The organism is Paracoccus sp. (in: a-proteobacteria), from assembly GCF_030538495.1.
GTDB lineage: Bacteria > Pseudomonadota > Alphaproteobacteria > Rhodobacterales > Rhodobacteraceae > Paracoccus.
Genome location: NZ_JAUNTW010000001.1, coordinates 116,663 through 129,550, shown reverse-complemented (window position 1 = coordinate 129,550; position 12,888 = coordinate 116,663). Strand labels below are relative to the sequence as shown.

At 62.3% G+C, this 12,888-nt stretch carries 13 protein-coding genes; 8 read left to right on the top strand and 5 right to left on the bottom strand.

What is annotated here, in order from left to right; all coding sequences use genetic code 11:
• Positions 1–65 precede the first annotated feature (65 nt).
• Positions 66–737, bottom strand: a complete 672-nt coding sequence (locus tag Q4G20_RS00610; RefSeq protein WP_303341094.1) for an orotate phosphoribosyltransferase — start codon at positions 735–737, stop codon at positions 66–68.
• Complete coding sequence (gene pyrC, locus Q4G20_RS00605; protein ID WP_303341093.1) at positions 734–1,777, bottom strand: dihydroorotase; 1,044 nt, start codon at positions 1,775–1,777, stop codon at positions 734–736. Before pyrC ends, Q4G20_RS00610 begins: the two co-directional genes overlap by 4 nt.
• A gap of 150 nt (positions 1,778–1,927) precedes the next feature.
• Between pyrC and Q4G20_RS00600 the strand changes: the two genes are divergently transcribed.
• Entirely contained in the window at positions 1,928–2,248 is a 321-nt protein-coding gene (locus tag Q4G20_RS00600; protein ID WP_303341092.1) for an antibiotic ABC transporter, read from the top strand.
• On the opposite strand, the gene Q4G20_RS00595 is transcribed toward Q4G20_RS00600, so the two are convergent.
• Positions 2,232–2,912 carry an HAD-IA family hydrolase gene (locus Q4G20_RS00595; RefSeq protein ID WP_303341091.1) on the bottom strand — a complete coding sequence of 227 codons (681 nt, stop codon included), beginning with the start codon at positions 2,910–2,912 and terminating at the stop codon, positions 2,232–2,234. The two genes, Q4G20_RS00600 and Q4G20_RS00595, sit on opposite strands and share 17 nt — an antisense overlap.
• 113 nt (positions 2,913–3,025) lie before the next feature.
• Between Q4G20_RS00595 and glmU the strand changes: the two genes are divergently transcribed.
• Positions 3,026–4,369, top strand: coding sequence for a bifunctional UDP-N-acetylglucosamine diphosphorylase/glucosamine-1-phosphate N-acetyltransferase GlmU (gene glmU, locus Q4G20_RS00590; RefSeq protein WP_303341090.1), 1,344 nt, complete (start codon positions 3,026–3,028; stop codon positions 4,367–4,369).
• Complete coding sequence (glmS, locus tag Q4G20_RS00585) at positions 4,369–6,186, top strand: glutamine--fructose-6-phosphate transaminase (isomerizing) (RefSeq protein ID WP_303341088.1); 1,818 nt, start codon at positions 4,369–4,371, stop codon at positions 6,184–6,186. Before glmU ends, glmS begins: the two co-directional genes overlap by 1 nt.
• A gap of 398 nt (positions 6,187–6,584) precedes the next feature.
• Here glmS and Q4G20_RS00580 read toward each other — a convergent pair whose 3' ends face one another.
• Both Q4G20_RS00580 and Q4G20_RS00575 read right to left on the bottom strand, forming a co-directional pair.
• Positions 6,585–7,523 (bottom strand): alpha/beta fold hydrolase, encoded by a 939-nt coding sequence (locus Q4G20_RS00580; protein WP_303341086.1) that lies wholly within the window; start codon positions 7,521–7,523, stop codon positions 6,585–6,587.
• A 19-nt stretch (positions 7,524–7,542) separates the two neighbouring features.
• Positions 7,543–7,827 carry an SCP2 sterol-binding domain-containing protein gene (locus tag Q4G20_RS00575; protein WP_303341084.1) on the bottom strand — a complete coding sequence of 95 codons (285 nt, stop codon included), beginning with the start codon at positions 7,825–7,827 and terminating at the stop codon, positions 7,543–7,545.
• Positions 7,828–7,945: 118 nt separating this feature from the next.
• Here Q4G20_RS00575 and Q4G20_RS00570 point away from each other — a divergent pair, with 118 nt between their 5' ends.
• The 5 genes from Q4G20_RS00570 to Q4G20_RS00550 all read left to right on the top strand — a co-directional run bounded on the left by Q4G20_RS00570 (position 7,946) and on the right by Q4G20_RS00550 (position 12,817).
• Entirely contained in the window at positions 7,946–8,467 is a 522-nt protein-coding gene (locus tag Q4G20_RS00570; RefSeq protein ID WP_303341083.1) for a hypothetical protein, read from the top strand.
• On the top strand, positions 8,467–11,352 hold the full coding sequence (locus Q4G20_RS00565; protein ID WP_303341081.1) for a helicase-related protein: 2,886 nt from the start codon (positions 8,467–8,469) through the stop codon (positions 11,350–11,352). The genes Q4G20_RS00570 and Q4G20_RS00565 overlap by 1 nt, the downstream gene beginning before the upstream one ends.
• Complete coding sequence (locus Q4G20_RS00560; RefSeq protein WP_303341080.1) at positions 11,349–11,651, top strand: RNA-binding S4 domain-containing protein; 303 nt, start codon at positions 11,349–11,351, stop codon at positions 11,649–11,651. Before Q4G20_RS00565 ends, Q4G20_RS00560 begins: the two co-directional genes overlap by 4 nt.
• Positions 11,652–11,677: 26 nt before the next feature.
• Entirely contained in the window at positions 11,678–12,016 is a 339-nt protein-coding gene (fdxA, locus tag Q4G20_RS00555; protein ID WP_303341077.1) for a ferredoxin FdxA, read from the top strand.
• Between the two features lie 291 nt (positions 12,017–12,307).
• A complete protein-coding gene (locus tag Q4G20_RS00550; protein ID WP_303341074.1) occupies positions 12,308–12,817 on the top strand; it encodes a CarD family transcriptional regulator in 510 nt (169 codons plus the stop codon).
• Positions 12,818–12,888 lie beyond the last annotated feature (71 nt).

Sequence of the window (12,888 nt, the reverse complement as noted above, 5' to 3'; positions counted from 1 at the left end):
GGAACCGGCCCGCAATAAATGTCGCGGGCCGATTTTTCGGGGGACAGGTCTGTGGAAAACGCCTGTCAGGGATGCGCCGCCTGCCAAGCGCGGGGATCGTTCAGGAACGATTCCACCTCGGCCAGTGTGGCGTTGTCAAAGGCGTGTTGTTCCCGCGCCTCGGCCAGCACATCCCACCAGGTGCAAAGATAATGCAGCGCGACCCCATGATCGGCCAGACGCTGCGTGGTTTCGGGGAAAATCCCGTAATAGAAAATCACCGCCGTATGCGCGCAGGTCGCGCCGGTGTCGCGGATGGCGTCCACAAAGGACAGCTTGCTGCCGCCATCGGTGGTCAGATCCTCGACCAGCAAGACCCGCTGGTGTTCGGTCATCACGCCTTCGATCCGGGCGTTGCGACCGTAGCCTTTGGGTTTTTTGCGCACATAGGTCATCGGCAGGCCCAGACGCTCTGCGACCATGGCGGCAAAGGGGATGCCCGCCGTTTCGCCGCCCGCGATGTTGTCGAACGCCTCAAACCCGGCGTCGCGCATCACCGTTGCGGCCATGAAATCCAGCAGAGTTTGCCGCACGCGCGGAAAGCTGATGATCCGGCGGCAATCGACATAGGTCGGCCCCTTCAACCCGGATGCATAGGTAAACGGCGTTTCGGCGTTGAAATCAACCGCCTTGATTTCCAACAGCATACGGGCGGACAGGCGGGCGATTTCGTCGCGGGACGGAAAGGTCAGGGTCATGCGTTTTCCAGATGCCAGAACAGGGGAAAGCCGGGGTCGAACACGGTCACGGTTTCATCGCCTGCGGTGATGGTTGCGGGATATTCGGCGGGCGTATCGCGCCGCACCAGACGGATTTTGTCGGTATTGACCGGCAGGCCGTAAAACGCCGCGCCATTGCGGCTGGTGAAGGATTCCAGCCGGTCCAGTGCGCCATCCTGTTCAAACACCTGCGCCAGAATCGACATGGTGTTCGGCGCCGTGAAGCAGCCCGCGCAGCCGCAGGGTTGCAGTTTCGCGCGGTCCGGGTGCGGCGCGCTGTCGGTGCCAAGGAAAAACCGCGCTTCGCCGCTGGTGGCGGCATCGCGCAGGGCCAGCCGGTGCGTTTCGCGTTTCGCGACCGGCAGGCAGTAATAATGCGGGCGGATCCCCCCGGCCAGAATTGCGTTGCGGTTAATCACCAGATGATGCGTGGTGATTGTCGCGCCCAGATCATCGCCGCCTGATCGCGCATACTCCACCCCGTCGCGCGTCGTGATATGTTCCATCACCACGCGCAGCCCCGGCGTTGTGCGGCGGATGGGGTCCAGCACCGTGTCGATAAACACGGCTTCGCGGTCGAAAATATCGACGTCGGGATCGGTCACTTCGCCATGAACACACAGGGGGATGCGGGCGTCGGCCATAGCCTCCAGCACCGGGCGCACGCGGTCGAAATCAGTCACGCCGCTGGCGCTGTTGGTGGTCGCGCCCGCCGGATACAGTTTGACCGCGCGGATGATCCCGTCGCGATGCGCGGCCACCACATCGGCCGGGTCGGTCCCGTCGGTCAGATACAGCGTCATCTGCGGCTGCAACGCCGCGCCTTCGGGCAGCGCCGCCAGAATACGGTCGCGATAGGCCGCCGCCTGCGCGCCGGTCACCACGGGCGGCACCAGATTGGGCATGATAATCGCGCGGCCAAAGCCGGCAGAGTGCGGGGCCACAGCATCCAACATCGCGCCGTCGCGCAGATGCAGGTGCCAATCGTCGGGGCGGGCAATCGTGATGATGTCGGTCATGTCACCTTCATACAGTGCGCGGCGAGTTTGCCAAGCGGGTGGATAAAATTTGATATAAGCAACCAAAAGCCCGCTTGTGGATTGGTTACGGTAACCTCATTTTAACAGTTCTGCGCTAATGACAGGTTCGCGCCAACAGGAAAGCTGATAATGAAACCTTTGATGACCGTGACGGTCCATGCCGAAATGGGGCGTCTGATGATGCAGATGACCCGCCTGATGTTCGAATCGCAAATGGTGATCGGGCTGCGGATGCTGGGTATGATGGGCGTCACATCCCAACATCCGGGCGAACCGTTCCGCATGGTGGCGGAAAAACAGGCGGCCATGGCCGAATCAATGTTTGCCGCCAGTAACGCGATGTCGCGCGGCAAAAGCCCGGAACGCGTCATGTCGGCGGCGCTGCGCCCCTATGGCAAACGCACGCGGGCCAATTCGCGCCGTTTAGGCAGTGTTAAGGCGCGTCGCTGAACCATTTCGCCGCCAGATCGGGCAGATCGTCGTAATGCGCCAGCAGCGCGTCGGGGCTCAGGCGGGCGATGCCTGCGCCTTCGGGGCCAAAGCTGACCAATGCGACGCGCACCCCGGCGGCAGCGGCGGTTTTGCGGTCGGTATCGGTGTCGCCCACCAAAAACGACCGTGCCACGGTGCCGCCCGCCTGTTCGACCGCCAACTGATAGGGGCGCGGATCGGGTTTGCGCACCGGCAGCGTATCGGCCCCGACCAAAGCGCCGAAGCGGTCGCGAATCCCCAGTTCGCGCAGCAGCGTATCGGCCAGCCCCTGCGGTTTGTTGGTGCAGACCGACAGGCGCAGGCCCATCCCGTCCAGCCGGTCGAGGGCGTCCAGAACCCCCGGATACAGCCGCGTATGAACCGCGATATGGTCGCCGTAATGGCCCAGCAGGCGCGCGTAATCATCCTCAACCGCGCCGGGCGGCAGCAGATAATCGGCGGGCATCCGTGCGTAACCGGCGTTCAGCATCGCCCGCCCGCCCTGAAACGCAATCAGCGCGTCGGCCACCGGATCCAGCAAATCGCCCAAGCCGCGCCCACGAAAACAGGCATTTGCCGCCGCGACCAAATCGCCCGAGGTGTCGGCCAGCGTCCCGTCCAGATCAAAAACCACCGTTCCCATAGCTGCCCCTTTGTTACGATCCGAAAACAATCTTGAGCGACAACAGGCTTTTCCCGCTATCACATCCCGCATAGAACGCCGCTGAACATTTGCAAACCGCGTAAGAGGGTAAAATGACAGATCATCCCGTGGCAGTTGTCGTATTGGCAGCAGGGCAGGGCAGCCGGATGCAGTCGGATTTGCCCAAGGTTCTGCACCGTCTGGCCGGGGTTCCGTTGGTGGGTCACGCATTGGCCACGGCGCGCCGTCTGGAACCGGAACAGATCATCGTTGTGACCGGCCATGGTGCCGAACAGGTGGGGCGCGCAGTTGCCGCCCTGGACCCGGAGGCGACCCTTGCGCTGCAATCGGAACAGCTGGGGACCGGCCACGCCGTCGCGCAGGCCTTGCCGCAATTGGAAGGGTTCGCGGGCAAGGTCATTATCCTGTATGGCGACACGCCGTTCATTGGCGACGACACGCTGGCCGCCATGGCCAGTCACCCCGCCGATCTGGTCGTTCTGGGGTTCGAGGCGGCGGATCCCGGTCGCTATGGCCGGTTGGTGGTCACCGATCGCGGGCTGGAACGCATCGTCGAATACAAAGACGCGGATGACGCCACCCGCCAGATCGTGTTGTGCAATTCCGGCGTGATGGCACTGGACGCCGATTTGCTGCGTCAGTTGATCACGCGGCTGGGCAATGACAACGCGGCGGGCGAATATTACCTGACTGATCTTGTCGCCTTTGCCCGGGCCGAAGGACGCCGCGCCGATGTCGTCACCTGCGACGAAGACGAAACGCTGGGCATCAACACCCGCACCGAACTGGCCGCGGCCGAGGCGATTTTCCAAACCCGCGCCCGCCGTCAGGCATTGGAAAACGGCGTCACGCTGTCCGATCCGGCGACGGTGTATTTCGGGCTGGATACCGTCATTGGGCGCGATGCGATCATCGGCCAGAATGTCGTGTTCGGCCCCGGCGTCACGGTGGAATCGGGCGCGGAAATCCTGCCCTTTTGCCATTTGCAAGGCTGCCATGTGTCGTCCGGCGCGACGGTTGGCCCCTTTGCCCGCCTGCGTCCCGGCGCGGAACTGGGCGGCGATGTGCATGTCGGGAACTTTGTTGAAATCAAAAATGCCGTTCTGGACGAAGGGGTTAAGGTCGGCCACCTGACCTATCTGGGCGATGCGCATGTGGGCGAAGGCGCCAATATCGGCGCGGGAACCGTGACCTGCAATTATGACGGGGTGGGCAAACACCGCACCGAAATCGGCGCGCGCGCGTTTATCGGCAGTGACACCATGCTGGTCGCGCCGGTGCGTGTGGGTGCGGATGCGCTGACCGGATCGGGGTCGGTGATTACGGACGATGTGCCGGATGGCGGGCTGGCCTTGGGGCGCGCAAAACAGGTCACGAAACCGGGGCTTGCGGTGCGTCTGTTCGAAACCCTGCGCGCGAAAAAGGAAAAACGCTGATGTGCGGTATTGTTGGCATTTTAGGCAAACATCAGGTGTCCCCGCAATTGGTCGATGCGTTGCGGCGGTTGGAATATCGCGGCTATGACAGCGCGGGCGTGGCGACGGTGGATGATGACGGGCGGCTGGACCGCCGCCGCGCGGTTGGCAAATTGGTGAACCTGTCGGATTGTCTGGTTCATGCGCCGCTGACCGGGCAATCGGGCATCGGTCACACCCGTTGGGCCACCCACGGCCCCGCGACCGAGGTGAACGCCCATCCCCACCAATTCGGCCGCGTGGCTGTGGTGCATAACGGGATTATCGAAAACTTCCGCGACTTGCGCGACGAACTGGCGGGCTATGGCATTACGCCGCAATCGCAGACCGATACGGAAACGGTCGCGCTGCTGACGGGGTATTATCTGGATCAGGGCAAATCGCCGGTGGATGCGGCGCGCGCGACCTTGGCGCGGCTGCATGGGGCCTTTGCTTTGGCGTTTCTGTTTGACGGCGAAGGTGACCTGATGATCGCCGCGCGCAAGGGCAGCCCGCTGGCCATCGGTCACGGCAATGGCGAAATGTTTGTCGGATCGGACGCCGTGGCGCTGTCGCCGTTCACCGACCGCATCACCTATCTTGAGGATGGCGACCACGCCGTTCTGACCCGTGCCGGCGCGCAGATTTTCGACGCCGACGGCGCGCCTGCGAACCGCCCCGAAGCGCGCATCGACGTTGGGTCAACCGCCATCGACAAAGGCGGCTATCGTCATTTCATGGCCAAGGAAATTGCCGAACAACCGGTCGTTCTGGGCGATGTTCTGACGCATTATGTCAAAGATAACCGGATCGTCCTGCCCGAAGGCATTGATTTCACGGGTGCCGACCGCCTGACCTTGGTTGGCTGCGGCACCGCGTTTCTGGCGGGGCATGTGGCGCGGTATTGGTTTGAACATCTGGCCGGGTTGCCCTGCGATCTGGATGTGGCGTCGGAATTTCGGTATCGCGAACCGCCTCTGTCCCCGAACAGTTGGTTTGTGTCGATCAGCCAATCGGGCGAAACCGCCGACACGCTGGCCGCGCTGCATTACGCCAAACCGCATGTGGCGCGCACTCTGGGTATTGTGAATGTCGGCACGTCCGCCATTGCGCGCGACAGCGACATCGCCTTGCCGACCCGCGCGGGGATCGAAGTCAGCGTGGCGTCCTCTAAGGCGTTTACCTGCCAGTTGACCGTGCTGGCCATTCTGGCGCTGAAGGCCGCGCAGGATCGTGGGCGGATCACCGATGATCAACTGGCCGCGCATCTGGCCGATCTGCGGTCGATCCCCGGCCTGCTGCAACAGGCGCTGAACGTGTCAGACGCCTGCCATAACCTGTCGGATTGGTTGGCGCAGGCCTCGGACGTTCTGTATCTGGGCCGCGGCGCGCTGTATCCCGTCGCGCTTGAGGGCGCGCTGAAACTGAAAGAGCTGTCCTATATCCACGCCGAAGGCTACGCCTCGGGTGAATTGAAACACGGCCCGATCGCGCTGATTGACCGGGATTTGCCGGTGGTCGTGCTGGCCCCCTATGATGCGCTGTTCGATAAAACCGTGTCGAACATGCAAGAGGTGATGGCCCGCCACGGTCAGATCCTGTTGATTTCCGACGCGCAGGGGATCGCTGCGGCGGGGGATGGAGTGACCGCGACCTTGGAAATGCCCAGCGGCGGCGGGCTGTTCCAGCCGATCCTGTATGCCGTGCCGATGCAATATCTGGCCTATCACGCCGCCGTTGCCAAAGGCACTGATGTGGACCAACCGCGGAATCTGGCGAAGTCGGTGACGGTGGAGTAAGGGGGCGCGGGGCTGTGACGCGGCCCCGCGTCGCGAATGGGATCATGTGTCGTCACTGAGGCCATGAAATATGCGCGCCGTTGCAGCGCCGTCGTCAAACGCGCAAAAATCGACGGGCCATGCAGATTGTCGAGGTTGGTTGATGCGGGAAAGATGGCGGCGGGGCTAAACTGATTTTGTTATCGTAATCAGCGGGCTGCGGCATAGCTGCGCCTGATTGGTTCCGGCGGTGCAAAGGGTGGTCTAAAACGGTTGGGTGTTTGATAGCTGTGTTGCGGACGGCGGTTTTCATCATTCTGTCACGCCTGTGGTTGGGTTCTGAGGGGCCAGCCCCTCGGCCCCTGAAGGGGCCTCACCCCGGGATATTTTTGCACAGAAGATAATCAGGGTGCCGTGAATCAGGACGCGGCAAAATGGCTCAGCATCGCATCCATAAAGGCCGCGCGCAGGGGCGGGCGTTCCATCAGGATTTCATGCCGCGCGCCGGGGATGTTCAGCAGGCGCGCATCGGGCCATGCCGCGGCGCGGTCGCGGATCGCCTGCGGTGACACGATTTTTTCATCCCCGCCCAGCGAAATCAGCGCCGGAATGGGCGGCGCGGGCATCTGCGACAGGCGGGTGCATTCGTTCAGCGCCTTGGCCACCCAGTCAAAGCTGGCGCCGCCGATGGTCAGGTCGGGCCATGTCGCCGCCTCGCGCAGCAGGCGCGCCCATATGTCCACATCGCTGGTCAGCAGATTGGTCGAAAAGGCTTCGTCCAGCAGATAGGTGCGCGGCGACCGGCTGCTGCCCGGCGCGCTGCGTCCGCCGCGGCCCATGCGTCCGGCCAGATAGGCGATGCCCAAGGCCAGCCCCTGTTGCAGTGGCCGCAGATTGATGCCCCACATCGGCGCGGAAAAGGCCGCGCGCGCCACGTCCAGCCCGCCATGCAGCGCGGCCAGACCGATACAGCCGCCCATCGAATGGGCCAAGAGGTTCCACGGACGCGGCAGATTCAGGTCATTGGCGGCGACCACCATTTCCACGATGTCGCGCTGATAATCGCTGAATTCACCGATATGGCCGGGGCGGGGGTCGGGTTGCAGACGGTCCGACATGCCCTGACCGCGCCAGTCGATGGCCAGCACCGACCAGCCCGCCGCATTCAGATCACGCGCAACAGCGGCGTATTTTTCGACATATTCCGTCCGCCCCGGAAACAGCAGGACCGTTCCGCGCGGATCATCCGCCGCCCATAAGGCCAGCCGCAACCGCACCCCATCATCGGCGCGCACCCAAAAGGCACGCGCCGGGGCGCAGCTATCGCCGGGCAATTGATGAAACGGGGCGGGTTCCATGCCAGAGATCAGGCGCAGATCAGGACAGCGCCGCGCCCAGCTGCATCGCAACGGGCAGCGATCCGTCGATTTTCAGTTTCCCCATCATAAAGGCAGCGGTGGGGTTTACGGTGCCGTTGATGATCCCTTCAAAGGTTTCGACGCTGGCGGTCAGGGTCACATCGGTTTCGTCGTCGCCGGCGCGGGCGCCGTTTTCGTCAATCACGACACTGCCTTCGCCGGTGATGACAAATTTCGCACTGGCGCCAAAGCTGCCCAGTTTTTCGTTCAGCACCTGCACAGCACCATTCACAACTTCGCTCATGTTCTTCCTTTCATCGCAACAAGGCTGGCGCCCGACCGGCGCGGTGGTTACACCGAACCTTATGGGCCGGAATAATTACGATTTCTATAATATCCTTACGGCAAGCCGTCATTTCTTGATGACGATTTGCATCTTTTTTGTCTCAAATGCGCCGCTTTTTGCCCAAGACTTTGACGCCGAAGACGCGTATGACCGTCTCAGCCAGCCGGGTGAGGGGTGGCGCATCGCAGAATCGGATCTGTTGCGGGAATGGTCGCGGTCGGGGTCGGCGTCCATGGATCTGTTGCTGCGGCGTGGGGAACAGGCTTTGGACGATGGCGATATTCCAACCGCCATCGGTCATTTAACCGCGCTGACCGATCATGCGCCCGATTTCGCGGCGGGCTGGCAGGCGCGGGCGGCGGCCTATGCCGCGGCGGGGTATTATGGGCCGGCGGCGGCGGATCTGGCGCGGGCTTTGGATTTGCAGCCGCGCCATTTCGCCGCGCTGACCCAATTGGGTGCCATGTTAGAGGAAATGAACGACGATGACCGCGCGCTGACCGCCTATCGCGAAAGCCTGAAAATTCACCCCCACCAGCAAGAGGCGATCGACGCCGTGGCGCGTCTGGAACGTCGCGGTCAGGGGATCGGGATCTGATGATGACTCACGGGCGGATCACCGCTGTTCTTGGCCCCACGAACACCGGCAAAACGCATTACGCGATTGAACGGATGCTGAATCACCGCACCGGGGTGATCGGCCTGCCGCTGCGTCTGCTGGCACGCGAGGTGTATGACCGCATCGTCAAGGCGCGCGGGCCGTCGGTGGTGGCGCTTGTCACCGGCGAAGAACGGATCGTGCCGGATCGCGTGCAATACTGGGTCGCCACGACCGAGGCGATGCCCGATATTGCCGCCGATTTCGTGGCGATTGACGAAATACAACTGTGTGCGGACCCGGAACGCGGGCATGTTTTCACCGACCGTTTGCTGCATATGCGGGGGCATCTGGAAACGCTGTTTCTGGGCAGCGACACCATGCGCCCGGCGATTGCGGCTCTGGTCCCGGATGCGCAGTTTACGCGGCGCGACCGGTTCAGCACCCTGACCTATGCCGGGTCGAAAAAGCTGTCGCGGATGCCCGCGCGATCGGCAATTGTCGCTTTTAGTGTGGATCAGGTCTATGCCACGGCTGAACTGATCCGGCGGCAAAAGGGCGGCTGCGCGGTCGTGATGGGGGCGCTGTCCCCGCGCACGCGGAACGCGCAGGTCGCGATGTATCAGGCGGGCGAGGTCGATTATCTGGTCGCCACCGACGCCATCGGCATGGGGCTGAATCTGGACATCCGGCATGTCGCCTTCAGCGCCACCCATAAATTCGACGGGCGCCGGGTGCGCGAATTGTTCCCGCATGAACTGGGCCAGATCGCCGGACGGGCCGGGCGGCACACGGAACCCGGCACATTCGGGATTACCGGCGATGTGCGGCCATTGGATGACGGGCTGATCGACGCGTTAGAGAATCACCGCTTTGCCCCGATTCAGCGGCTGACCTGGCGCAATTCCCGGCTGGAATTTGGCACGATTGACCGGCTGATTGCCAGCCTCGAAGCGGGTTCGGGGCGTGAATTGCTGGGCCGGGGGCGTGAAGCCGATGACATCACTGCGCTGAAATTGCTGCACCAGATGCCCGAGATTCAAGACCGTGTTCAGGGCGGCAAAGATGTGCGGCTGTTATGGGATGTGTGCCGCGTGCCGGATTTCCGCGGCATTTCGCATACCGAACATGCCGGGTTGCTGGCCCGGATTTACGGGTTTTTGCAGGAAGGCACGATTCCGTCGGATTGGCTGGACCGGGCGATCAAACGCATCGACCGGACCCATGGCGACATCGACGCGATTAGCAAACGTTTGGCGTATATCCGCACATGGACCTATGTCGCGCAAAGAACCGGCTGGGTTCATGACGAAAAGCATTGGCGCGGCGAAACGCGCGCTGTAGAAGATCGCCTGTCAGATGCGCTGCATGCGGCGCTGACTCAACGATTTGTGGACCGGCGCACGTCTGTTTTGCTGCGCCGGCTCAACCAAAAGGAGAGCCTCGTGGCCGAAGTGAACGATAAGGGCGAAGTGACGGTTGAGGGCGAATTTGCCGGCCGTCTGGAAGGATTCCGGTTCCGCCCCGACCAAACCGCAACGGCGGACGAGGCGAAAATGCTGAACCGCGCCAGCTATGACGCTCTGCGCCCGGAATTTCACCTGCGCGCCGACCGTTTTTATAACGCGCCGGATACCGAACTGGATTTCACCGAACAAGGTGGCCTGATGTGGGGCGATCAGGCGGTTGGCAAACTGGTGAAGGGCGCCGATCCGCTGACCCCGCAGATTCAGGTGTTTGTGGACGAAGAGGCTGGCACCGACATCGCGGATAAGGTCAAGCGCCGCCTGCAACATTTCATCGACCGCAAGATTGCGGCGCAGTTTGAACCGCTGTTGACGATGCAGCGGGATGAAACGCTGACCGGGCTTGCGCGCGGCTTTGCGTTCCGTCTGGTCGAATCGCTGGGCGTGATCCCGCGCGAAGCCGTCGCCGCCGAGGTCAAAGAACTGGACCAGGACGCGCGCGGGATGCTGCGCAAGCATGGCGTTCGCTTTGGTCAGTTCACGATTTTCATGCCCGCGCTTCTGAAACCCGCGCCCACGCGGTTGCGTCTGGTGCTGTGGTCGCTGGCCGAAGGTCTGGACGAATTCCCCGAAAGCCCGCCCCCCGGTCTGGTCACGATCCCGCATGTGCCGGTCGTCCCGGATCAGGTCTATATCCTGTCGGGTTATCGCCCCGCAGGCGACCGCGCGATTCGCATCGACATGCTGGAACGTCTGGCCGACCTGCTGCGCGCGCAGGACACGCGCGGCGGTTTTGAGGCCAATCCCGACATGCTGTCGATCACCGGCATGACGCTGGAACAATTTGCGGGCCTGATGGAAGGTTTGGGCTATGCCGCCGAAAAGGGCGAACGCCCCAAGGCGCGCAGCGCGGAAACGCCGGTCGTGCAACCCGCCCCCGAAGGTGTGGGCCATGACGCGCCGATGACCGAAGAAGAATCGGTTCTGGCCGCTGAAACCCGTGCCAAATGGGAAGCTGAACAAGCCGAAAAACGCGCGGCCGAGTCCGGCGACAGCGACGAATCTGTGGCGGATGAGGCCGAGGCCGCGCCCGAGGTTGAGGTGTTTTACACCTTCAAATGGGCACCGAAACCGCGCGGCAACCGCCGCCCGCAGGGCGACCGCGCCGAACGCGGCGACCGTCCGCAGGGGGAACGCCGTGGCCCGCGCCGCGACGGTGGCCGGGATGGTCAGCGCGACAGCAAACCGCAGGGCGAACGCGGCGACGGTGGTAAACCGCGCGGCAAAGGCCCAAAAAAGGGCGGCAAACCCGACCATAAAGGCGGGCAGGGCGCCAAGACCTTTACCGCTCGGCCCGAAAAAAAGGCTGATCCTGACAGCCCCTTCGCCATTCTGGCGCAGCTCAAGGATCGTCAGTGACCGACGCGCCGGACGCGCTGCGATTGGATAAATGGCTGGTCTTTGCGCGGGTGTTCAAAACCCGCGCTTTGGCCATGGCCCGGATCGAAGGCGGGGGCGTGCGTGTGAACGGCCAACCCTGCCGCAAACCCGGCAAATCGCTGCGCATTGGCGACGAAATCACCGTGTCCGCGCATGGGAATGTGCGGGCGCTGCGCGTTCTGGGCTTGGGCGCCCGTCGTGGCCCCGCATCCGAGGCGCAGCAATTATACCAAGATCTGACCGATGGCTTGATTGATCCCGCCCAAGGGATTAGGTGAAGCCCGGAAACCCAAGGAATGCGCCGATGACCTATGTTGTGACCGACAATTGCATCATGTGTAAATACACGGATTGCGTCGAAGTTTGCCCCGTTGATTGTTTCTACGAAGGCGAAAATACGCTGGTCATCCATCCCGATGAATGCATCGACTGCGGCGTGTGTGAACCCGAATGTCCCGCCGATGCTATCCGCCCGGACACCGAACCGGATATGGATAAGTGGGTTGAATTCAACCGCAAATATTCCGAATTGTGGCCGGTCATCACCCGCAAGAAAGACCCGATGGACAGCGCCGCCGAAATGGATGGCGTGGCCGGGAAACTGGATAAATACTTTTCCGAGGCGCCGGGGCAGGGCGACTGATTCGCGGCGGATTAATCTGCGTTAATCGCGCAATCCGCTGACAGAAAACACAATTCCCGGATTCGCCCCCCGCATGGGGTGGCGAATCATACCGCTTTCGCAAGCGTCATTTTTATGTTATAAAGGGCTGTCGCATCTGATCGGAGTGTCAGGCAATTGAACTGCGGTCACGCTGCTATCGCTGCGCCTTCTGCCGGGCGTGGTTCATGACAACATAAGGATCTGACCGACGCGGCCCATGCCGCTGCCGGGTTTTTTGCGTCCCACCGGGGCGCTGCCAGAGGAAGCCACATGTCGAAAACCAAGAAAAACGAATTCCGCCCCGATGATTTTGTCGTCTATCCCGCGCATGGCGTGGGCAAGATCGTGTCGATCGAGGAACAAGAGGTCGCGGGACTGCGGCTGGAAATGTTCGTGATTTCGTTTGAAAAGGATAAAATGACGCTGCGCGTTCCGACCGCGCGGGCATCCGAAATTGGGATGCGCGGCCTGTCCAGTCAGGCCATGATTGATAAGGCACTGGAAACGCTGAAAGGCAAGGCCCGCGTGAAGCGCGCCATGTGGTCGCGCCGCGCGCAGGAATATGAACAGAAAATCCATTCCGGCGACCTGATGGCCATTGCCGAGGTGGTGCGCGACCTGCACCGCAACGACGATCAGCGCGAACAATCCTATTCCGAACGCCAGCTTTATGAAGCCGCCTTGGACCGCCTGACCCGCGAAGTGGCCGCCGTTCAGGGGCTGGACGAAGGCGCGGCGCAAAAATGCGTCGATGACGTTCTGACCAGCCGCGCGGCCTGAAACGGCGCCCTTCGGGGCGCCGCATTGCGGATTTTTTGATTAAAATTGGCTATTTAAATAGGTTGTCGAAT

Bases quoted from the DNA above. Each gene is read 5' to 3' on its own strand.
- Q4G20_RS00600 (WP_303341092.1), top strand. From the start codon at position 1,928: ATGAAACCTTTGATGACCGTGACGGTCCATGCCGAAATGGGGCGTCTG.
- glmS (WP_303341088.1), top strand. From the start codon at position 4,369: ATGTGCGGTATTGTTGGCATTTTAGGCAAACATCAGGTGTCCCCGCAA.
- Q4G20_RS00610 (WP_303341094.1), bottom strand. From the start codon at position 737: ATGACCCTGACCTTTCCGTCCCGCGACGAAATCGCCCGCCTGTCCGCC.
- Q4G20_RS00580 (WP_303341086.1), bottom strand. From the start codon at position 7,523: ATGGAACCCGCCCCGTTTCATCAATTGCCCGGCGATAGCTGCGCCCCG.
- Q4G20_RS00570 (WP_303341083.1), top strand. From the start codon at position 7,946: ATGACGATTTGCATCTTTTTTGTCTCAAATGCGCCGCTTTTTGCCCAA.
- Q4G20_RS00550 (WP_303341074.1), top strand. From the start codon at position 12,308: ATGTCGAAAACCAAGAAAAACGAATTCCGCCCCGATGATTTTGTCGTC.
- pyrC (WP_303341093.1), bottom strand. From the start codon at position 1,777: ATGACCGACATCATCACGATTGCCCGCCCCGACGATTGGCACCTGCAT.
- glmU (WP_303341090.1), top strand. From the start codon at position 3,026: ATGACAGATCATCCCGTGGCAGTTGTCGTATTGGCAGCAGGGCAGGGC.
- Q4G20_RS00575 (WP_303341084.1), bottom strand. From the start codon at position 7,827: ATGAGCGAAGTTGTGAATGGTGCTGTGCAGGTGCTGAACGAAAAACTG.
- fdxA (WP_303341077.1), top strand. From the start codon at position 11,678: ATGACCTATGTTGTGACCGACAATTGCATCATGTGTAAATACACGGAT.
- Q4G20_RS00565 (WP_303341081.1), top strand. From the start codon at position 8,467: ATGATGACTCACGGGCGGATCACCGCTGTTCTTGGCCCCACGAACACC.
- Q4G20_RS00595 (WP_303341091.1), bottom strand. From the start codon at position 2,912: ATGGGAACGGTGGTTTTTGATCTGGACGGGACGCTGGCCGACACCTCG.